19 protein-coding genes are annotated in these 19,880 nt (G+C 44.5%); 8 read left to right on the top strand and 11 right to left on the bottom strand.

Annotated features, from left to right (window positions below; all coding sequences use genetic code 11):
- Positions 1-186: 186 nt before the first annotated feature.
- The 8 genes from metK to D0T87_RS01590 form a co-directional block, all read right to left on the bottom strand.
- Positions 187-1,479 carry a methionine adenosyltransferase gene (gene metK / locus D0T87_RS01625; protein WP_163172166.1) on the bottom strand — a complete coding sequence of 431 codons (1,293 nt, stop codon included), beginning with the start codon at positions 1,477-1,479 and terminating at the stop codon, positions 187-189.
- 344 nt (positions 1,480-1,823) lie between these two features.
- Complete coding sequence (gene folK / locus D0T87_RS01620; protein WP_163172164.1) at positions 1,824-2,312, bottom strand: 2-amino-4-hydroxy-6-hydroxymethyldihydropteridine diphosphokinase; 489 nt, start codon at positions 2,310-2,312, stop codon at positions 1,824-1,826.
- 6 nt (positions 2,313-2,318) lie between these two features.
- Positions 2,319-3,374 carry a tRNA preQ1(34) S-adenosylmethionine ribosyltransferase-isomerase QueA gene (gene queA / locus D0T87_RS01615; protein ID WP_163172162.1) on the bottom strand — a complete coding sequence of 352 codons (1,056 nt, stop codon included), beginning with the start codon at positions 3,372-3,374 and terminating at the stop codon, positions 2,319-2,321.
- 11 nt (positions 3,375-3,385) lie between these two features.
- Positions 3,386-4,096: a tRNA pseudouridine(55) synthase TruB gene (truB, locus tag D0T87_RS01610; RefSeq protein WP_163172160.1), complete on the bottom strand. Its 711-nt coding sequence runs from the start codon at positions 4,094-4,096 to the stop codon at positions 3,386-3,388.
- Between the two features lie 95 nt (positions 4,097-4,191).
- Positions 4,192-4,986 carry an undecaprenyl-diphosphate phosphatase gene (locus D0T87_RS01605; RefSeq protein ID WP_163172158.1) on the bottom strand — a complete coding sequence of 265 codons (795 nt, stop codon included), beginning with the start codon at positions 4,984-4,986 and terminating at the stop codon, positions 4,192-4,194.
- 2 nt (positions 4,987-4,988) lie between these two features.
- Entirely contained in the window at positions 4,989-5,219 is a 231-nt protein-coding gene (locus tag D0T87_RS01600) for a DUF3098 domain-containing protein (protein ID WP_163172156.1), read from the bottom strand.
- 94 nt (positions 5,220-5,313) lie between these two features.
- On the bottom strand, positions 5,314-6,192 hold the full coding sequence (locus D0T87_RS01595; RefSeq protein ID WP_163172154.1) for an ABC transporter permease: 879 nt from the start codon (positions 6,190-6,192) through the stop codon (positions 5,314-5,316).
- Positions 6,182-7,090 carry a bifunctional 2-polyprenyl-6-hydroxyphenol methylase/3-demethylubiquinol 3-O-methyltransferase UbiG gene (locus tag D0T87_RS01590; RefSeq protein WP_163172152.1) on the bottom strand — a complete coding sequence of 303 codons (909 nt, stop codon included), beginning with the start codon at positions 7,088-7,090 and terminating at the stop codon, positions 6,182-6,184. The genes D0T87_RS01595 and D0T87_RS01590 overlap by 11 nt, the downstream gene beginning before the upstream one ends.
- 180 nt (positions 7,091-7,270) lie before the next feature.
- Here D0T87_RS01590 and D0T87_RS01585 point away from each other — a divergent pair, with 180 nt between their 5' ends.
- Entirely contained in the window at positions 7,271-7,453 is a 183-nt protein-coding gene (locus tag D0T87_RS01585; protein ID WP_163172150.1) for a PspC domain-containing protein, read from the top strand.
- A gap of 88 nt (positions 7,454-7,541) precedes the next feature.
- Here D0T87_RS01585 and miaB read toward each other — a convergent pair whose 3' ends face one another.
- Together miaB and D0T87_RS01575 are read right to left on the bottom strand one after the other, a co-directional pair.
- A complete protein-coding gene (miaB, locus tag D0T87_RS01580; protein ID WP_163172148.1) occupies positions 7,542-8,906 on the bottom strand; it encodes a tRNA (N6-isopentenyl adenosine(37)-C2)-methylthiotransferase MiaB in 1,365 nt (454 codons plus the stop codon).
- A 109-nt stretch (positions 8,907-9,015) separates the two neighbouring features.
- Positions 9,016-9,621 carry a DUF4377 domain-containing protein gene (locus D0T87_RS01575; protein ID WP_163172146.1) on the bottom strand — a complete coding sequence of 202 codons (606 nt, stop codon included), beginning with the start codon at positions 9,619-9,621 and terminating at the stop codon, positions 9,016-9,018.
- A gap of 419 nt (positions 9,622-10,040) precedes the next feature.
- Here D0T87_RS01575 and D0T87_RS01570 point away from each other — a divergent pair, with 419 nt between their 5' ends.
- Positions 10,041-10,415 carry a hypothetical protein gene (locus D0T87_RS01570; RefSeq protein WP_163171591.1) on the top strand — a complete coding sequence of 125 codons (375 nt, stop codon included), beginning with the start codon at positions 10,041-10,043 and terminating at the stop codon, positions 10,413-10,415.
- Positions 10,416-10,451: 36 nt separating this feature from the next.
- On the top strand, positions 10,452-11,948 hold the full coding sequence (locus D0T87_RS01565; protein ID WP_163172144.1) for an acetyl-CoA hydrolase/transferase family protein: 1,497 nt from the start codon (positions 10,452-10,454) through the stop codon (positions 11,946-11,948).
- 71 nt (positions 11,949-12,019) lie between these two features.
- Here D0T87_RS01565 and D0T87_RS01560 read toward each other — a convergent pair whose 3' ends face one another.
- On the bottom strand, positions 12,020-14,092 hold the full coding sequence (locus tag D0T87_RS01560; protein ID WP_163172135.1) for an LruC domain-containing protein: 2,073 nt from the start codon (positions 14,090-14,092) through the stop codon (positions 12,020-12,022).
- A 741-nt stretch (positions 14,093-14,833) separates the two neighbouring features.
- Between D0T87_RS01560 and D0T87_RS01555 the strand changes: the two genes are divergently transcribed.
- The 5 genes from D0T87_RS01555 to D0T87_RS01535 all read left to right on the top strand — a co-directional run bounded on the left by D0T87_RS01555 (position 14,834) and on the right by D0T87_RS01535 (position 19,829).
- Complete coding sequence (locus D0T87_RS01555; RefSeq protein ID WP_163172133.1) at positions 14,834-15,343, top strand: V4R domain-containing protein; 510 nt, start codon at positions 14,834-14,836, stop codon at positions 15,341-15,343.
- 19 nt (positions 15,344-15,362) lie between these two features.
- Positions 15,363-16,460 carry a sensor histidine kinase KdpD gene (locus D0T87_RS01550; RefSeq protein ID WP_163172131.1) on the top strand — a complete coding sequence of 366 codons (1,098 nt, stop codon included), beginning with the start codon at positions 15,363-15,365 and terminating at the stop codon, positions 16,458-16,460.
- Between the two features lie 181 nt (positions 16,461-16,641).
- The gene (gene kduI / locus D0T87_RS01545; RefSeq protein WP_163172129.1) at positions 16,642-17,484 is read left to right on the top strand and encodes a 5-dehydro-4-deoxy-D-glucuronate isomerase; all 843 of its coding nucleotides are present in this window, start codon (positions 16,642-16,644) and stop codon (positions 17,482-17,484) included.
- Between the two features lie 164 nt (positions 17,485-17,648).
- A complete protein-coding gene (locus D0T87_RS01540) occupies positions 17,649-18,440 on the top strand; it encodes a gluconate 5-dehydrogenase (protein WP_163172128.1) in 792 nt (263 codons plus the stop codon).
- Between the two features lie 141 nt (positions 18,441-18,581).
- Positions 18,582-19,829: a DUF4861 domain-containing protein gene (locus D0T87_RS01535; protein ID WP_163172126.1), complete on the top strand. Its 1,248-nt coding sequence runs from the start codon at positions 18,582-18,584 to the stop codon at positions 19,827-19,829.
- The last annotated feature ends 51 nt before the right edge of the window (positions 19,830-19,880 follow it).

Below are 19,880 nucleotides of genomic sequence, written 5' to 3'. Positions count from 1 at the left end.
GGATTCTCGCAACAGGAAGAGGATTATTGATTTTGAAACGCAGATTCTCACAGATTAATTTGATAATATAATAATCTGTGAGAATCTGCGTTAATCTGTGTTTCAAAATTCATAAAGAAGAAAGGCCAGACTTCCATTTTGTGGAGTATGGCCTTTCTATAATAAATAGCTGTAAAGCTACGCTGATTACAAACCAAAGGCGGCTTTCACCTTGTCTACATAATCCAGTTTTTCCCAGGTGAAGAGTTCTACCTCCAGCACTTTATCTGCCTGATAGCGGGAGCTGAAACGTTTGGTTACGGTACGGGGTTCGCGGCCCATGTGTCCGTAGGCAGCTGTTTCGCTGTAAATCGGGTTACGCAGTTTCAAGCGGTCTTCGATCGCTTTGGGACGAAGATCGAATAGTTCTTCGATCTTCCGGGCGATATCGCCGTCGCTCAATGTTACACAGCTACGTCCGTAGGTGTTCACATAGATGTTGATAGGGCGGGCTACGCCGATGGCGTATGATACCTGCACCAGTATCTCGTCGGCCACACCGGCGGCTACAAGGTTTTTGGCGATATGGCGTACGGCATATGCTGCGCTGCGGTCTACCTTGCTAGGGTCTTTGCCCGAGAAAGCTCCACCGCCATGAGCGCCTTTGCCGCCGTAAGTATCTACGATGATTTTACGGCCGGTCAGCCCGGTATCGCCGTGAGGACCACCGATTACGAATTTGCCGGTTGGATTGACGTGGTACGTGATCTGATCATTGAACAACGCCAATACTTCGGGGTGATTGATTGAAGCAATAACGCGGGGCATCAGGATGTCAATGACGTCTTTGCGGATAACGGCCAGCATTTCTTCATCTGCTTTCAACTGGGCTTCTACCGAATCGTCGGCGGGTTGGATAAAGTCATCGTGCTGGGTAGAGACTACGATGGTGTCTATACGTACCGGTTTACCGCTGTCGTCATATTCGATCGTCACCTGGCTCTTGGCATCGGGACGCAGATAGGTCATCACTTTTTCTTCGCGGCGGATGTCTGCCAGAACTTGCAGAATGCGGTGCGAGAGATCGAGTGAGAGTGGCATGTAGTTTTCGGTTTCGTTGGTTGCGTAACCGAACATCATACCTTGGTCGCCTGCGCCTTGTTCCATAGGATCTTTGCGCTCTACACCGCGGTTAATATCTGCGCTCTGCTCGTGTATGGCAGAGAAAACACCGCAAGAGTTTCCTTCGAACATGTACTCGCCTTTGGTGTAACCAATGCGCTTGATTACTTGGCGGGCTACTTCTTGGAGGTCTACATAGGCTTCGGATTTCACTTCTCCAGCCAGTACTACCTGTCCGGTAGTTACCAGGGTTTCGCAAGCTACCTTGGAGCTGGGGTCGTATGCCAACAGCTCGTCCAGTACAGCGTCCGATATTTGATCGGCCACTTTGTCGGGGTGTCCTTCGGACACCGATTCGGATGTGAATAAATAACTCATTTAATTGAGAATTAAGTTTTATAATCGGGAAGTCAAATGAGTAGAGATATGCGGACGGCACAGAAAGGAATGTTGTTTTAGCATTTTTTTCTGTGGTTGCAAGCTACTCAAATCTTTCCACATTTCGATTTCGATACAAAGATAAGGATTATATTATAAAGGTGAGCAATATTTAAGGAGTTTTAAGCAGCGAGGCATTGCGCCAGGTTTAGCCAAAGCATTTGTTCGGCGAGAAAGTTTCTCATTCATCTTGAGAAAGTACCTCATTCATGCTGAGAAAGTTTCTCACGAACAATGAGAAAGTTTCTCAAAGTCGCTCTGCTATATAGCCCGGAACTGCTCTATTATATAGCTTCAAACAGTTCTCTCATTGTGATGGGTCTTGACCCGGGTGCTTTGCCGGTGGTCAAAACAGGATGTACCAGATCGGGAGCAATTTCTGCAAGCGGTTCCATAACAAACCGGCGTTCGTGCATCAAAGGGTGTGGAAGAACGAGATCAGGTTCATTGATAATCAGATCGTCATACATCAGCAGGTCAACATCAATTAACCTGTCGGCATAGGCGTGGTTTACGGACTTCGTAGTCCTGCCGATTTCCCGTTCTATTTGTTGGGTTACGGTCAACAGCTCACGGGGAGAGAGAAGGGTTTCTACACAAGCGGCAGCATTCAAGAAAGTGTTTTCCGACTCAAACCCCCAGGGTGCGGTTGCATAAAAAGCGGATAAGGAATGTATATCCCCTACCCGCTCTTCTATTTTTTGTATGGCTTCGCGAAGATTCTTTTCCTTATCGCCCAGATTGGTGCCAAGTCCAAGATATACCCTCGCCATCGGTTTTTATTTTACGATAAGCATAGCATCGCCATATGTACCAAAGCGATAATCTTCTTTCAAAGCTACCTGGTATGCGTTCATCACCTGATCGTAACCACCAAACGCTGCAACAATCATCAACAAGGTCGATAGTGGCATGTGGAAGTTAGACACCATGCTGTTGGCCACGGTGAAATCGTAAGGAGGGAAGATGAACTTATTGGTCCAGCCTTCGTAAGTTTTCAGATGCCCGTCGGTGCTTACGGTGCTTTCAATGGCACGCATCACGGTTGTTCCAACGGCGCAAACATTGCGGCGCAGGTCTTTGGCGTTGTTCACAATGCGCACAGCTTCATCGTTAACCACCATTTGTTCGGAGTCCATTTTGTGCTTGGTCAGGTCTTCCACATCAATATCGCGGAAGTTACCCAAACCAGCATGAAGCGTGACGTATGCAAAGTTAATACCTTTGATTTCCAAGCGTTTCAGCAGTTCGCGGCTAAAGTGCAGACTGGCAGTAGGAGCAGTTACAGCGCCTTCGTTTTTCGCGAAGATAGACTGGAAACGTTCGGCATCTTCGGGTTCTACCGGACGGTTAACGATGGTATGCGGCAGTGGTGTTTCGCCCAGCGCATACAAGGCTTTCTTAAACTCGTCGTGCGGACCATCATACAAGAAACGAAGCGTACGACCGCGCGAGGTGGTGTTGTCGATTACCTCGGCCACCATCGAATCGTCATCGCCAAAGTAAAGCTTGTTGCCGATACGGATTTTACGTGCCGGGTCAACCAATACATCCCACAACCGCAGCTCTTCGTTCAACTCACGAAGCAGGAATACCTCAATGCGAGCGCCGGTTTTTTCTTTGTTTCCATACAGGCGGGCGGGGAATACCTTGGTGTCGTTGAAGATAAACACGTCTTTATCATCAAAATAATCCATGATGTCCTTAAACACTTTGTGCTCAATCTCTCCGGTTTCGCGATGAAGAACCATTAAGCGAGACTCGTCTCTGTACTTCGCCGGATGCAGGGCAATCTTATCCTCCGGTAGTTTAAACTTGAATTGCGATAGTTTCATATTCTTTCTTTTTAAATCTTATCTTCTTCCATTTCAATCGTCTGCTGCTCCAACCACTCAGGGAAGGTGTCAACATCCATACATTTATCGAGTGTGATCTCCCCAATACGGGTGCGGATCAGTCCGGTGAGGTGAGCGCCGCTACCGAGCGCCTCTCCAATATCGCGAGCCAAGGCGCGGATATAGGTTCCTTTACTACACACTACACGGATCTTAATCTCCGGCAGATTACACTCCAACAGCTCTATCTCGTCGATGACCAGCAGTTTGGGTTTCAGGTCTACTTCCTTTCCCTTCCTAGCCAGGTCATAGGCGCGGGTTCCATCTACTTTACAGGCCGAAAAAGCCGGCGGCGTTTGCCAGATTTCGCCTATAAACTTCTTCAACATCTCTGCCACCATTTCTTCGGTAATATGCTCCGTAGGGTAGGTAGCGTCTATCTCTTTCTCCAAATCATACGATGGCGTGGTTGCACCAAGCTGTATGGTAGCCACGTACTCTTTGGTATGATATTGAAACTCTTCTATCCGTTTGGTTGCCTTGCCCGTACAAATAATCATTACCCCCGTTGCCAGGGGGTCTAACGTACCGGCATGACCAACCTTCAACTTCTTTACTCCCAGTTTCCTGCTTAAATGATACCGCACACGAGACACCAAATTGAACGACGTCCACGTCAGCGGTTTATCAAAGTAAAGTACTTCTCCTTTTTTAAAATTCATATTCAGTTTTGAGTTATGAGTTTTGAGTTATGAGTTAGCGTTATGAGCCAATGTACCGCATGGCAACTCAAAACTCCAAACTCAAAACTTATAACTTATAAAAGCGTTAGCCCGATTGTGACCGCTCCTGCAATGGCACAATAAATGGCAAAATATATAAGTTTTCCTTTCTTCACGATATTAATCATCCAACGGCAAGCCACGCAACCCGAAACAAAAGCCGCAAGGAATCCAATCACCAGCGACAAGGTTGGAATACCCGACTCGGCAGGACTAAACCCTCCCTTCATCAAATCCAGCAACGCCTCGCCCATGATCGGGATAAGCACCATCAGGAATGAGAACTGAGCAATGCTTTCTTTCTTGTTTCCTAAAAGCAATCCGGTAGCAATCGTTGTGCCCGAACGGGACAACCCCGGAAAGATAGCAAATGCCTGAGACAGACCTATTATAAAGGCATCTCTCACCGATATTTTATCCTTCTGTTTGGGTTTTGCATAATAAGAGAAAGTAAGCAAAACGGCCGTCAGTAACAACATGCAGCCTACCAGCAGCAATCCTTCGCCAAAAATAGCCGCCACTTCATCCTTGAAGAATACGCCTACAATACCGATAGGTATCATGGAAACGACGATGTTCACCGCGTAGCGCATTTCTTCATTCCACTGGAATTTAAATACGCCTTTCACAATCCATTCTATCTCCTTCCAAAGCACAACTATCGTACTCAGTACCGTAGCCGCGTGTACAGCCACAGCAAACGTCAGATTCTCCTCTCCAGTATGTCCAAACAAAGCAGCACCAATGGCCAGGTGTCCACTACTACTCACCGGAAGATATTCCGTTAATCCCTGGATCAACCCAAGGATAAGCGCCTCAAACCACTCCATCCTTAATTCTTCGCTTTAGGCTTACGTAATACGGCAAATATCATAGATACAAAGCCGAAAAAACAAACTGCCGGCGCAACCTTGATTCTACGTACACTAAAAATATCAGGCTCAAAAGTAGTTTCTGTTGATGCAGGGCCCGACATCAGAACAAATCCCAGAATAACAACCGCCATTCCGATTGCCAGAAGGATAAAGTTCGTTTTGTCAAAGGCGAATTTCTGTTTATCCATTTAAGTTATAAGTTTTAAGTTTTGAGTTATGAGTTTTGGGTTATAAGTTTGTCTACCGCAGGCACTCAAAACTCATAACTCAAAACTCAAAACCCTATATATAATATAATGTATTCGCTTTCATCCTCAGGTACCTATTGATTGATATATAAGCACATAAGAAAGTGATAATTATTCCGAATGCCAATACGGCAATCATAACATAGAGCATCACCTCCGGCGTAATCACCCGAAGCAACTCCGGCTCATAAGACACCAACCAATAGGCAACACCCATCAATATAGCGTTTGCCAGGATAGCCGCCAATACCCCACTCCATATATTCCGTTGCAGGAAAGGCTTGCGGATGAAGCCCCAACTTGCCCCAACCAACTTCATGGTATGAATCAGGAAACGCTTGGAATAAATCGTCAGGCGTATTGTATTATTGATCAATGCAAAAGATATAAGCGTCAATACAAGTGCTAAGATCAGAAGCACAAGGCTAATGGCTTGAATATTATCATTCACCGCATCAATCAACTCCTTCTGGTACAGCACTTCTTGTATATTATTGTTCTGTTTAATAAACTTCTCTATCTTGGCAATACTATCCGAATTGGCATACGCAGAGTTCAACCTGATCTCAATAGACGCCTTAAAAGGATTATAACCTAAGAACTCCTGCGGATCAGTACCCATAGCCTCGGTCTGTTCCTTCAACGCCTGCTTCTTGGATATATAAACAGATTCTTTGACGAAAGCCTCCTTATTGAGCTTCTTTTGCAGATTCAGGATATCAGCCTCCTTCATATCATCGCTGATAAGCACAGCAAACGTCAGATTCTCACGCACATAAACCGACAGATTATTCGCCGCCAACACAAAGAACACCACAAGCCCAAGCAACAGCAACACCAGCATGGTACTGATACTTGAGGTGATAAATTGCATATCAAAATAAGAAGGCGCGTTACTCTGTTTATTTTTCATTGCGTTTCTTTCTAAATACGTAAATCATCGAACTGCTTCTTTCTTTCCTTGCCAATGCGCTGAACCAAGCCATCATACCTGCATACATACCACGCAAAAAGGTAAACCCCTTTTTCATGTTCTTTTCGCTCAACATGGATACGTAAAAGGCATCAAAGGGCATCGGATAGCGCTCTGCCATAATAAAACCATGCTTGGAACCAAATTGTTGAATGGTTCCCGGCGTAAAATGCCAAAGATGCCTGGGCACGTCATAAGCCGCCCAGTTAGCACCATACTTTTCGGCATCATAAGATGCACGGTTGGGCACTGCAATGATCAGGATACCCTTATCGGTCAGTAATTCAAATAACCGGTCCCAGGTTTCGTTCAGGTTTTCCAGGTGCTCCATTACATGCCAAAGCGTGATTACATCAAAGGTATTTGGCGCAAAAGTACTTAAATCCGTTTCCGGCCGCACATCCAGGTCAAATCTTTCTTTGGCGAACGCCCGTGCCTGAGCATTCTTTTCAATAGCCTCAACTTCCCAGCCCTTCTTTACCATAGTAGACGCGAAATATCCGGTACCCGTACCTATGTCCAGCAATTTACCGGAAGTACGGCGTGCCTCCTTCGCTACCAAACGCGCTTTTCTACCGAGCATGTACGCACGCACCCGGTGATAAACACTGTTCATCATTCCTTTTTTGGTATCGGAGTGGGAAATGTAATCGGAGCTTTCATAATATCTATCCATTGCAGCTCCGGTAGGAAACCCTTGGGTAAATGTAAACTGACAATCTTCACAGGAATGTAACTCGAACTGCTCGCCTGAAGCATAAAAATCCGTACAAGTCATGACGTGCTTTAGGTGCGTACCGCTACACTGCGGACAGGCTTTTACAATGAATTTATCCATTCGTTCTCTTTACAGTACTGAAATGTTATCGAAAACAAGGTACAGTTTACCCAAATATGGTGCAAAGAAACAAATAAAATGTGATGTAGGTATTATTCTTTAAGGTCTTTTAATAATATATTAAGGTAGGAAGCCTCCATTTATCGCTATTTTTGTTGCCAAACCAATAGCAATAAGAATATGACGAAACGATTAGTGAAATCGAAGAACAAAGTAATAGCCGGAGTATGTGGCGGAATTGCCGAGTACTTCGGAATGGATTATACAATAGCCCGCCTGGTGTATGCACTACTCACTATCTTCACTGCCTTCGCAGGAATACCAATTTATATAATTCTTTGGATTATTATGCCGGACAGGTAGTCTTTTAGAGTTGAAAATTGAAAGTTGAAAGTTGAAAGTTGCGATGCCGCATGGATCACTTTCAACTTTCAACTTTCAATTTTCTACTCTAAAAGGCTTCGCCTTTTAGAGTAGCCGAACTGGCCTCGGTAATCTTCACATTGACATAATCGCCGATTTTGTGATTACCCCGGTCGAACACCACCACACGGTTTTGTTCGGTTCGTCCTACGAGTTGTTCGCGCGAGCGTTTGGAGGTTCCTTCTACCAATACCTCATATACATTTCCAATACAACGATTGTTCGATTCGGCGGATAGGCGGTTTTGTAATGCGATAATTTCATTCAACCGGGCTACTTTCACCTCCTCAGGTATATCATCTTTCAGATGTTTTGATGCATAGGTACCGGGACGCTCAGAGTATTTAAACATAAAAGCAGAATCAAATCCACAAATCTCCATCAAGGAGAGAGACTGCTTGTGGTCCTCTTCGGTTTCGGAGTGGAAACCCGAGAAAATATCTGTACTTAATCCGCAATCCGGAATCATGCGACGAATAGCATCTACTCGTTCCAAATACCATTCGCGGGTATATTTACGGTTCATCTTCTTCAGTACTTCCGAGCTGCCACTCTGCACCGGCAAGTGAATGTGCTTACATACATTAGGCACTTCAGCAATTACCTTGATCGTCTCATCACTCATATCTTTTGGGTGAGATGTACTAAAGCGAATGCGGACGCCCGGAGCAGCTTCGGCTACCGTACGTAGCAGCATAGGGAACGTGATTACGCTCTCGCCCTTTTCAAAGCGATAAGAGTTTACATTTTGTCCCAGTAAGGTTATTTCCTTGTAGCCTTTAGACATCAGGTCTTTTACTTCATTGAGGATGCTTTCCACATCACGGCTTCTTTCGCGTCCACGCGTGTAAGGCACAATACAATAGGTGCAGAAATTATTGCAACCCCTCATAATAGATACAAAACCCGATATATGATTCCCACAGATTCGCGAGGGGATTATATCCCGGTAAGTTTCCGTAGTAGACAGTGCTACATTGATCGCCTTTTCGCCAGCCTCAACAGCAGCAATCAACTCGGGCAAAGTAAGATAGGCATCGGGACCAACTACCAAATCCACATGGTGATGTTCGATCAGGTCGTCCTTCACACGCTCGGCCATACAACCCAATACACCGACAATCAGTTTTTTGCGCTTCTTACGCATCGCATGGAAGAACTCCAGGCGATTAAGAATCTTCTGTTCCGCGTTGTCGCGAATGGAACAGGTGTTTAGAAACACTGCATCGGCATCTTCCAATCGTTCTGCCGGCGAATAACCCGCCATCTGCATAACCGATGCAATAACTTCACTATCAGCCACATTCATTTGGCAGCCGTAGGTTTCGATGAACAACTTCTTGTTGTCATCTACAGTTGCAGATTTAAAGTCTGCTCCCGCTAATTCCTTCATGTTCTTACGATTTAAATTCGGGTACAAAGATAATCGCAAAAACGCAAAATATGCTTTAGAAAACTGAAAAGTAGCGTAAAAAGGCTTTCAAGCCATGCATCGGAGGTAATTATTGAGGTAAACCACTCGTATCTATCTCTTTATCTTCACTAGTGCTCACATAAGAGTAAGTGAATTTAGCAGGAGCATCACTACCTTGAAAATTTCTGGATATAATCAAACGGTATTCATGCCCTACTTCATGGACAAAACCCTCAATATTGGGAAATGGTTTCCAATTCTCCCCGCCCAATCTGGCATAATATGGCATATCGGGATCTCCTGTTTTCCGGGAAGCTATTTGAATGAAAAGATGTTGAGAAGGAATATTCTCGGAGTCTTTCTTTACCTTAGACAGAGTTTCCAGAAGTTTATATCTGTATATACTGGCATCTGCAACTTCACCGTCGTGCCATTTCTCACGCCAAATTCTCAATACGCACTCATAACCGTCTTCATGTTCAAAACCTCCAATAGCATCAATAGCGCTCCATTTATCATCACCTGCTTCCTTTGCCCAATAAGGCGAAAACAAAAAATCGCCATCAAATATCTTTTTTTCCGAAGCAATAGTTACGACCATCTCTTTGTTGTGCCGTTCATCATTGTCGTCACAAGCGCTTAAGCCCATCAATAAAGAGGTTATCAGGAATAGGTAGAATAGGTTAGTTTTCATAATCAATGCAATTTAAGTTTAGTTATAATTTAGATTCGGGTGTTGCCAATACATAATAAACGCAAAAAATACAAAATACTGCATAACTTACATCGTTTCAAAATGGAATATCTTCAGTGACACCATATTCACTTTGCAATAGTAGTAGGGTAAATCCGGCTAGAAATACCGTTAAAAAGGCCATTTTGGGGACAAAATATATAATAAATGTTAAGGGGGTGCATATTTTTTTGAGAACTATTTTGCCTCTTTTATAATAATTCACATATTTGTGAAATGAAAGAAACATTAGATTTTTTCATAGTTAAGGTTTAGGTTAAAAAAATTAAGGGGAGCTGTGAAGCTGCCCTTTTTTCATGCTATATTCTTAGTTTCTATCAGATTAAATCCATATCTTTGGCAATCAATTCCGAAATTGTATGGGAGATATTGTTCAAGTACTCATCGTCATTGGTATCATTATCTTCGCTGTTGTAAGGAAAGCTATTGGCAACGGTGAAGAAGGGAAGCAGCAGCGCCCCAAGATGAATATACCCCAGAGAGACAGGGAAATGGAGGATATGGAATACGAAAGAACCAATCCTGCGCCATTTCTTTCCTATGACTATGACTTACCCCCTTCTGCTCCAAAGACCGCAGAACATACTCCGCGAAGACAAACCCAAAAATCGGAAATACCACCGCCACCGCCTATTCAGGAAGAGTCCAGTGGCAATCAAGAGTTTAATATCGAATCTGCCGAAGAGGTGCGACGGGGCATCATTTGGTCCGAGATCCTAAACAGGAAATATTAAATGATAATCTAATCACGAAAATATACTATAATCATTATGTCATTTAAAATCTTGACTGCAGCAGAAGCTGCGAGTATTGTAAAACATGGCTATGTGGTGGGAGTTAGCGGATTTACCCCTGCAGGAACACCCAAAGCCGTAACCCCTGAGATTGCTAAAATTGCAGAAGAAGAACATGCCAAGGGCAACCCTTTTCAGATTGACATCCTGAGCGGTGCATCGACAGGTGACTCTTGCGACGGAGTGTTGTCACGCGCTAAAGCCCTACGCTACCGCGCTCCTTATACCACGAACGGAGATTTCCGCAAGGCGGTGAACAGCGGAGAAATTGCATACAACGATATTCACCTCTCACAAATGGCTCAGGAAGTGCGCTTCGGTTTCCTTGGAAAGGTAAACGTAGCTATCATTGAGGCTTGCGAACTGACAGCAGATGGTAAAATCTACCTGACTGCCGCCGGGGGTATCAGCCCGTCTATCTGCCGCCTGGCCGATCAGATTATTGTGGAATTAAACAGCGCGCATAGCAAGAGCATGATGGGATTGCACGATGTGTACGAACCACTTGATCCTCCTTACCGTCGCGAAATTCCAATCTATAAACCCAACGACCGCATCGGTAAGCCTTACGTTCAGGTAGATCCTAAGAAGATTGTAGGCGTGGTAGAAGTAAACCTGTGTGATGAAGCGCGCGATTTTACCGAACCAGATCCTATCACCGATCAGATCGGTATTAATGTAGCCAACTTCCTGGCTGCGGATATGAAACGTGGTATTATTCCATCTACCTTCCTTCCTCTGCAATCGGGTGTAGGCAATATCGCCAATGCAGTATTAGGAGCGTTGGGACGCGATAAGACGATCCCTGCTTTTGAGATGTATACTGAAGTTATTCAAGACTCAGTGATTAAGTTGATGAGAGAAGGACGTATCAAGTTTGGTAGTACTTGTTCATTGTCCGTTACCAATGGTTGTTTGGATGAGATCTATAACGATATGGACTTCTTCCGCGACAAGTTGGTGCTTCGCCCTTCGGAAATCTCTAATAATCCCGAAGTCGTTCGTCGTTTGGGAATCATTGCTATGAATACAGCAATTGAAGCTGATATTTATGGTAATATTAACTCTACGCATATCACAGGAACGAAGATGATGAATGGTATTGGTGGTTCGGGCGATTTCACCCGCAATGCCTTTATCTCTATCTTCTCTTGTCCTTCTGTGGCTAAAGGTGGCATGATCAGTTCTATTGTTCCGATGGTATCGCACCACGACCACAACGAGCACTCGGTAAATGTGGTTATCACCGAACAAGGTATCGCCGACCTGCGCGGAAAGAGTCCGGTAGAACGTTCACGTGCTATCATCGAGAATTGTGCACATCCTGACTACAAGCAAATCCTTTGGGATTATGTGAAACTGGCAGGTAAAGGACAGACGCCTCATTGCATTCAGGCTGCACTTGGTATGCATGCTGTTTTCAATGAAACAGGTGATATGAGAAATATTGACTGGGGTAAGTATTCGAAATAATCAACCTCTGATAGAATGAAAAAGGTGCTTCCATTCCGGAAGCACCTTTTTTGTGTGTTAGCATATGATTATTATTGCACCTTACCTGCGGTAGGCGAGTTATACCAATTTTGTTCTTGAGTTCCATTGCTTTCTACCCATTTTGAGAACTTTGGATAGGCTTCGCTGATTGGAGTAGATTCAACCGGCCAACGGAAACCATTTGGACATAGAAGGGCGAAAGGATAATCCAGGCTTGATACATAATATAATCCCTGTTCCGGATCAGACTCATCATTCTTTGTTCCAAAGAGGCTCATATCGGCCAAAGATGTTGGCGGGTAATTAACCATGTGCACCTCACGTCCTCTGCCATTGCCTGTTTCTATAATAACGAAAGGATTATATGGTGGTCTTGCATAGCGGTCATAAACACCATTGCCACTCAGTTCGGTCGTTACGGTAAATTGAATTCCTTTAGCCAATACATCTTTCAAGTCATCAAACAGAACAATCGTTGGAGAACTTTGCCCCGGCTCAAGCGTGTTACCCTTCATGAACTTCGATGTATATTCTTTAGGCTCAATGGTTATGGATTTAATAGCAGAAGCTTCCACGAAGCGGTCGACAGGTTTTCCATTTTCTGTGAAACGTCCCATAAGCTGATACCCGAATCCGTTTGTGTATTTTGCACCATTATGTATCGGAGTAAATGTATCTACAATCTTCACTAGGTTATAGGAACCGAAAGCGGTGTATTGCTTGCTTTCGTAATCAATAACCATGTCATTCATATCATAGTCGCCCTTCTCGGGCCACATATCTTCGAATGCCAGGCGGCCACGATAAGAAGTGTAAACCGGATCATCGCCACCGTTACCGGGAGGAAGTTCAGGAAGAGGGTCGATGGCATTTGCTTCGACGATATGTACGAAGAATCCTGCGTCGTAGTAGTTGTTGGTTAAGGTCTTGCTCATACGATCTTCAAATGTCAACGAGATCAAGTGCTTTGTATCCTGATCATACAATAACCCTGCTACGCGTTGCTTGTATTGGTCGCCAACCAGGAATTCATTTGCCTGACTGTAATATGCAAAATCTGCGCTGGTAGAGTAGAATGTGGCTTTTGTGCTACCACCAGTTACATTATCCATTACATTTCTGTTGGCATTGTTCGTCGCATCCGATATAATGAACCAACCGATGCTTGTACCGGCAGGGAATTTATTCTCAAACGTACCGGTTGCAGCATTCCAGTATTTAAGCTGAACCTGATCGCCATAGAATGCGCCCGGGGTATTATCGCCTGTTTGCCAGGTTGCGGTAATACGTGGGAAAGCAATCACGGGATTCTTGATATCGTCGCGGCTGGTAGGCGGAGTGTTTGTTGGGTATGTATAATAACCTACCGTATTATGATAAGCAGCACCACTGTGCAACATCACCAGATTAACTTCGGTGTCCTTTATTACATGTATATCCATATCGGCATTTGCTCCAAACAGATGCGGATGTAGTCCCGGGAATCCACTACCATAAGGATCATCGCCGGCATTATCAAAATACTTTTTGATGGCATTCACAAAGTTAGCGGGCACATCATATCTGCTTTCTTTCAGATAGTCGGGACGGCCTTTGGCATCCCAGTCGCCCAATACAAGGTAACCATCGGGATAGGATCTGTTGTTGCCAGTCGTGCCACGGGTACCGGCAGATGACATACCGGCAATGTAGGCTTTTTGATTATAACTGATCACGCCATCGGACGAGACGCTCAACTTAACCGGACTTATCGTTCCGATGTAATCCGAATACAGGTATACATTCTCTAAATACGCCGGGATTGTAATTCCATTGTCGTACTTACCATTGTTGTCGGTGTATGCACGCAGCAAAGGTTCTTCGGTTGTCTTAATGGCATTACCGTATTGGTCCTCGGTCAGAGGATTCTCCGGGTATACTTCAAAAACAACATGATAATTGCTGAATCCGTAGTCAATGTTTAACTGAACGTCGCTGTTGATAGAGAAATCAAAATAGTCTTCTTTCGAAGGTTTCTCAGGATCGGTGGGTTTATCGTACAGGTCTTTGTCCTGACAGCTCTGTAAACTCCATAATAATACTCCACCCAAACACCAAATAAATGCTTGTTTTACTGCTCTCATAAATTAAAATAGTTGTCTAAATTTGTTGCTTTGTACTATAAATGCTAAATAGGTAAACTGGTGCGAAGATAGATATAAAAATGATAATGGGGACAATAAATTGAAGAATATTGCATTTATTATGCAATATCTTTCATTTATTGATATAATTCTTCTCTATGCTTATAATGAGCGTCCGCTCTGACCTACGGACATTGCCTTTACCGGCTATACATGCGATTTTTATTCCAAAGATGTGTCACAAATCACACAAAGCCATGCAATGTGCTGATATTCAGAGGAGAACGATTCTTTGTTTTAGCACAAAAGTCACACGCTAATGTCACAAGTATCACGCGGTGAGCAGCAAAAACAACTACCTTTTATGTCTTCTACCATAAGAGAAACTGTGCAAAGAAACTACTATAGAGGTCATAAGCAACCGGATCAACCTTGCATACACCCGGGTGTATCAGTTCAAAAGACCCGGGTGTATGGATGTGAAAGACCCGGGTCTTCCTGACCGAAAGACCCGGGTGTTTGAAAACCAATGCTACTTTCAGACCGAAAGAAATCCACCTCTTTATCGAAAACCAAACGGTCTTTTAAGCAAACCCTCACACTACTTGCAGGCGTGCATCGCTTCTCTCAAAGTTTGCTCCAATCTATTAAAAATCACCTTTACCTTTGGAATTGAGAAAATTTGTCTTATTTTTAGCAAACAAAGTCCTATTAACCACTTAACAACAGTGCTAAGAACAAATGGAAGAATACAACTTTTCATGGAACCAACTGGGCGATATTGCAGAAGGACGCCCTAATCTTGGAAACAAAACAAATGTTGCGGTTTACCGCCTGATGCAGTACACGATGAGAGCCGTTCTCGAGAAAGAATACGGCGATGAACGTACGCGCGAACTATTGGTAATGGCCGGTCGGCTTGCCGGTCGCGAATTCTGTAAGAACGTGCTCGACACCACTCTGCCTCTGAATAAATTTATTGCCCAGCTCGATAAAGCGCTGGTCGATCTGTCCATAGGCATATTGAGGGTAGAAAAATCCGACCCCGAAAACCTCAGATTTACCGTTACCGTATCCGAAGACCTCGACTGCTCCGGCCTGCCTATAAAAGGAGTCACCGTTTGCGATTATGACGAAGGATTTATCGAAGGAATATTCCACGTATATACCGGTCGCGACTTCATTGTGAAAGAAATAGATTGCTGGACTACAGGCGAAAGAACCTGCCGGTTTACCATTAATCCAAGATAAACGTTCATCCCTTGTAACTATGGAGGAAAGTGAAATAATCACCCGGTTGATAAAGATGGTAGATGAGATCTCGTCCGGCAATAAGCCGGCGAAGATCTCGAAGGATGAAATGAAGGCTTCGGATAATCCACTTCTGAACGAACTCTCTGATAAACTTTGCAAGCTAAACAACCAATACAGCGATAGCTATCAGTTTATACTCGATCTTTCTCGTGGCAAACTCAACACAGAAACCCCCGAAAGAAACCCGTTTATTAACCCATACAAGCAGTTGCAATCCGAACTGCGCTATCTCACCTGGCAAATCCAGCAAATCGGAGATGGCGTTTACGACCAGCGCGTATTTTTCTCCGGCGAGTTCTCCTATGCCATCAACAAAATGGTCCTCGCCCTGCGCGAGCGCCAGGCATTAACGGCCAAGCTGGAAGAGTCAAACCAAACCAAAAACAAGCTGCTTTCCATCATCGCCCATGACCTGCGCAATCCTTTTAATGTCGTTATGGAATTCAGCGAAATGCTAATGCACGCAGTAGACAGCCGCGATGATAAAAAAATAAAAGAGTGCGCCGAAATGATCAACTCCTCATCCTTCCGGATATACGACCTACTGATGAACCTGCTCGAATGGTCGCGGTTGCAAGACGGAATCGTTGTTTCGCCCGAGGAGATAAACCTAAAGTCCATCCTTCTCGGCGCCGTCCGTATGGCCCATTCGGCTGCATACCTGAAAGACATTACCATCCATTTTGATGACTCGACCGACTATCCGATACGTACAGATACCAGTATGCTGAATGCCATACTGAGAAACCTTCTCGACAACGCCATTAAATACACCCCCGAGCATGGACGCGTGGCGATTTCGATACGGAAAGACCATCGCTCCTATTACATATCTGTTCAGGATAACGGCGTCGGTATGTCCGAAAAAGTCATACATGATGTCTTCGACCTTGGAACGGCTCACTCCTCGCTGGGCACAAACAATGAATCCGGAACAGGCATTGGGTTGATCCTATCCTGCGAGTTTGCACGCCTGCTTAAAGGAGAAATCACTGCCGAAAGCAAATTAAGAGGAGGCACCACCGTAACCCTGTCTTTGCCTATGCGGATATAGAACGATATTATAGCTAGGTATAACGCTCGTTTCGTTCGTAAATATAGTGTTAAACTATTGAAAAGTTTGCAGGGAATTTCTATAAAACGATAATAACAACCGTTTTATTGTAAATAACCATTTCTTTTATTATTTTTGTACCGTGTGCGCAAACGATAGAAACAAATAAACTATATGCATTATGAAAACAAATTATGAAATCCGCTATGCGGCGCATCCCGAAGATGCGAAAAGTTATGATACGAAGCGAATTCGTAGAGACTTCCTTATCGAAACCGTTTTCTCGAAGAACGAAGTAAATATGGTATATTCCATGTACGACCGTATGGTTGTAGGCGGTGCTATGCCGGTAGGCGAAACATTGTCATTGGAAGCTATTGATCCGTTGAAGGCTCCCTTCTTCCTGACCCGTCGCGAAATGGGTATTTATAATGTAGGAGGTGCCGGTGTAGTAAAAGCCGGCGACGCTGTATTCGAGTTGGACTACAAAGAAGCCCTATACCTGGGTTCGGGCGACAGAGAAGTGACTTTCGAAAGCAAAGATGCTTCTAAACCCGCTAAGTTTTACTTCAACTCGCTTCCCGCCCATAGAAACTATCCCGACAAGAAGGTAACGAAAGCCGATGCCGTAGTTGCAGAGATGGGATCTTTGGAAGGCTCCAACCACCGTAACATCAACAAAATGTTGGTTAATCAGGTACTGCCTACATGCCAGCTACAGATGGGTATGACGGAATTGGCTCCGGGCAGCGTATGGAACACCATGCCGGCTCACGTACACTCACGCCGTATGGAAGCATACTTCTACTTTGAAGTACCCGAAGAACATGCCGTATGCCACTTCATGGGCGAAGTAGACGAAACCCGTCACCTGTGGATGAAGGGCGACCAGGCTGTACTGTCTCCCGAATGGTCTATCCACTCGGCAGCGGCAACCCACAACTATACTTTCATCTGGGGTATGGGTGGCGAAAACCTCGACTATGGCGATCAGGACTTCTCGCTTATTACAGATTTACAGTAGCTAGAAACAGTAGCTAGAAGCTAGAAGTAAGTAGCCAGGTCTTATATATTTTCTTTATTGTTGTTTATAGCCTAACTACTAGCTTCTGACTTCTAACTACTATTATAATAATAATTCATTAACCTGGCTACTAGCTCCGGCTACTAGCCACTAACTCTTATAAAATGGCAAACTTTTCATTAGAAGGTAAAATTGCACTCGTAACAGGTGCTTCTTATGGTATTGGCCTCGCTATTGCCAGCGGATTTGCTAAAGCAGGCGCAACAGTTGTATTCAACGATATTAATCAGGATTTGGTAAATAAAGGTCTTGCTGCCTACGAAGCAGAAGGCATTAAAGCTCACGGATATGTTTGTGACGTAACAAACGAAGATCAAGTGAACGCTGTGATTGCCCAGATTGAAAAAGAAGTAGGCGTAATTGATATATTGGTAAACAACGCCGGTATCATCAAACGTATCCCTATGCACGAAATGAAAGCAGCCGAATTCCGTCAGGTAATTGATATCGACCTGAATGGTCCGTTTATCATGGCTAAGGCAGTTCTTCCTTCTATGATGAAACAAAATAGCGGTAAAATCATCAACATCTGCTCTATGATGAGCGAATTGGGACGTGAAACCGTATCGGCTTACGCTGCCGCTAAAGGTGGTTTGAAGATGTTGACCCGCAATATTGCTTCTGAATATGGCGAATACAACATCCAATGTAACGGCCTTGGCCCGGGTTACATCGCTACTCCGCAAACAGCTCCGTTGAGAGAACCACAAGCCGATGGATCTCGTCACCCCTTCGATCAATTCATCATTGCTAAAACACCGGCTGCCCGTTGGGGAAATCCGGAAGACCTGGTAGGTCCTGCTGTGTTCCTGGCTTCTGAAGCTTCTAACTTCGTGAATGGTCACGTATTATACGTTGACGGCGGTATCTTAGCTTATATCGGTAAACAACCTTAAGCAGCGAGGCGCTGCACCCAGGTGCGGCAAGCCGCTGTATCCAGGCTGTGATATAGCTGTAGGGGCGGTTCGCGAACCGCCCAATATAGTCAAAATTAAACAGTGGGCGGTTCACGAACCGCCCCTACAATAAAGAAGCAAATGAAAAAGATTCTTTTTATATTGATGACCGCTTTCGTTATGACAGCTTGTAATGAAAGCAAAACAGTTACAGTAACTGTAACCAACGACATGGCGCTAGACAGAGCTAACGAAATGGTTGAAGTGTCTATGGACGAAGTATCAACCTTATTGCAGCTCCCTAACGACGGACAGATCATTATCAATGACGCTGAAGGAACAGAAATCCCTTATCAAATTACATTTGATGAAAAAATAATCTTCCAGGCCAATGTACCTGCCGGCAAGTCGGCTGTTTATACTATTAAAACCGGAACTCCTGCCGATGTACCGGTTGTAGCCTGTGGAAGACACTACCCCGAACGTGTAGACGATATTGCATGGGAAAACGACGTGGTTGCTTTCCGTACCTATGGCCCCGCTTTGCAAGCTAACGGTGAGAGAGCTTTCGGCTATGATGTGTGGACGAAATACAACACCACCGAACCCGTTGTAGAAGCCCGCTATGCTATGGAACTGAATCCTGAAACATTGGCCAAGATCGACAGCTTGAAGAAAGTTGATCCTAAGGCTGCTCAGGAGTTGCGTGCAGCAACATCCTATCACAACGATCATGGCAACGGTTTGGATTGCTATAAAGTAGGCCCAACACTAGGTGGTGGTACAGCTGCTTTGATGGTTGATGGTCAAATCGTATATCCATACTGCTACAAAACATATGAGATCCTTGACAACGGTCCGTTGCGTTTTACTCTGCAATTGCAGTATAACCCATTGACGGTAAAGGACAATGCTAACGTTATTGAAACACGCGTAATCAGCCTTGATGCAGGCTCTTACCTGAATAAAGCTATCGTATCTTACTCGGGTTTAACCGAACCTGTACAAATTGCTGCGGGTCTTGTTCTTCACGAACCCGACGGAACTGCCGTAATTGCTGCCGATGCTGCTAATGGATACACCACTTATGTAGATCCTACGGATAACGCAACAGCAGGTAACGGAAAGATCTTCGTTGGTGTAGCCGTACCGGGTACAGTGAAAGAGGCTAAAGCGGTATATTTCTCTCAGGAAGAAAGAGAAAAAGAAAGAGGTGGAGCCGATGGTCATGTACTTGCTATCAGCGATTATGAACCAGGATCAGACTACATCTATTACTTTGGTTCGGCATGGGAAAAAGCAGCAATCAAAGACGCTGCAAGCTGGGACAAATATGTTTCGGAATATGCTCAGAAAGTACGTAACCCGCTTACGGTTACGGTTAAATAGGATTAGATTAATATAAGAATTTAATTCCTCCCCTTTGGAGGAAGCTGTGTA

It is taken from the genome of Bacteroides sp. 51 (assembly GCF_010500965.1).
Lineage (GTDB): Bacteria > Bacteroidota > Bacteroidia > Bacteroidales > Bacteroidaceae > Bacteroides.
This window is presented reverse-complemented; position numbering and strand designations above follow the sequence as displayed.

What these genes read in the sequence shown, in the direction of transcription:
- D0T87_RS01555 (WP_163172133.1), top strand. Translation starts at nt 14,834, where the DNA reads ATGGAAGAATACAACTTTTCATGGAACCAACTGGGCGATATTGCAGAA.
- D0T87_RS01605 (WP_163172158.1), bottom strand. Translation starts at nt 4,986, where the DNA reads ATGGAGTGGTTTGAGGCGCTTATCCTTGGGTTGATCCAGGGATTAACG.
- D0T87_RS01550 (WP_163172131.1), top strand. Translation starts at nt 15,363, where the DNA reads ATGGAGGAAAGTGAAATAATCACCCGGTTGATAAAGATGGTAGATGAG.
- queA (WP_163172162.1), bottom strand. Translation starts at nt 3,374, where the DNA reads ATGAAACTATCGCAATTCAAGTTTAAACTACCGGAGGATAAGATTGCC.
- metK (WP_163172166.1), bottom strand. Translation starts at nt 1,479, where the DNA reads ATGAGTTATTTATTCACATCCGAATCGGTGTCCGAAGGACACCCCGAC.
- D0T87_RS01535 (WP_163172126.1), top strand. Translation starts at nt 18,582, where the DNA reads ATGAAAAAGATTCTTTTTATATTGATGACCGCTTTCGTTATGACAGCT.
- D0T87_RS01575 (WP_163172146.1), bottom strand. Translation starts at nt 9,621, where the DNA reads ATGAAAACTAACCTATTCTACCTATTCCTGATAACCTCTTTATTGATG.
- D0T87_RS01600 (WP_163172156.1), bottom strand. Translation starts at nt 5,219, where the DNA reads ATGGATAAACAGAAATTCGCCTTTGACAAAACGAACTTTATCCTTCTG.
- D0T87_RS01565 (WP_163172144.1), top strand. Translation starts at nt 10,452, where the DNA reads ATGTCATTTAAAATCTTGACTGCAGCAGAAGCTGCGAGTATTGTAAAA.
- D0T87_RS01560 (WP_163172135.1), bottom strand. Translation starts at nt 14,092, where the DNA reads ATGAGAGCAGTAAAACAAGCATTTATTTGGTGTTTGGGTGGAGTATTA.
- D0T87_RS01540 (WP_163172128.1), top strand. Translation starts at nt 17,649, where the DNA reads ATGGCAAACTTTTCATTAGAAGGTAAAATTGCACTCGTAACAGGTGCT.
- D0T87_RS01585 (WP_163172150.1), top strand. Translation starts at nt 7,271, where the DNA reads ATGACGAAACGATTAGTGAAATCGAAGAACAAAGTAATAGCCGGAGTA.
- D0T87_RS01590 (WP_163172152.1), bottom strand. Translation starts at nt 7,090, where the DNA reads ATGGATAAATTCATTGTAAAAGCCTGTCCGCAGTGTAGCGGTACGCAC.
- truB (WP_163172160.1), bottom strand. Translation starts at nt 4,096, where the DNA reads ATGAATTTTAAAAAAGGAGAAGTACTTTACTTTGATAAACCGCTGACG.
- folK (WP_163172164.1), bottom strand. Translation starts at nt 2,312, where the DNA reads ATGGCGAGGGTATATCTTGGACTTGGCACCAATCTGGGCGATAAGGAA.
- D0T87_RS01595 (WP_163172154.1), bottom strand. Translation starts at nt 6,192, where the DNA reads ATGAAAAATAAACAGAGTAACGCGCCTTCTTATTTTGATATGCAATTT.
- D0T87_RS01570 (WP_163171591.1), top strand. Translation starts at nt 10,041, where the DNA reads ATGGGAGATATTGTTCAAGTACTCATCGTCATTGGTATCATTATCTTC.
- miaB (WP_163172148.1), bottom strand. Translation starts at nt 8,906, where the DNA reads ATGAAGGAATTAGCGGGAGCAGACTTTAAATCTGCAACTGTAGATGAC.
- kduI (WP_163172129.1), top strand. Translation starts at nt 16,642, where the DNA reads ATGAAAACAAATTATGAAATCCGCTATGCGGCGCATCCCGAAGATGCG.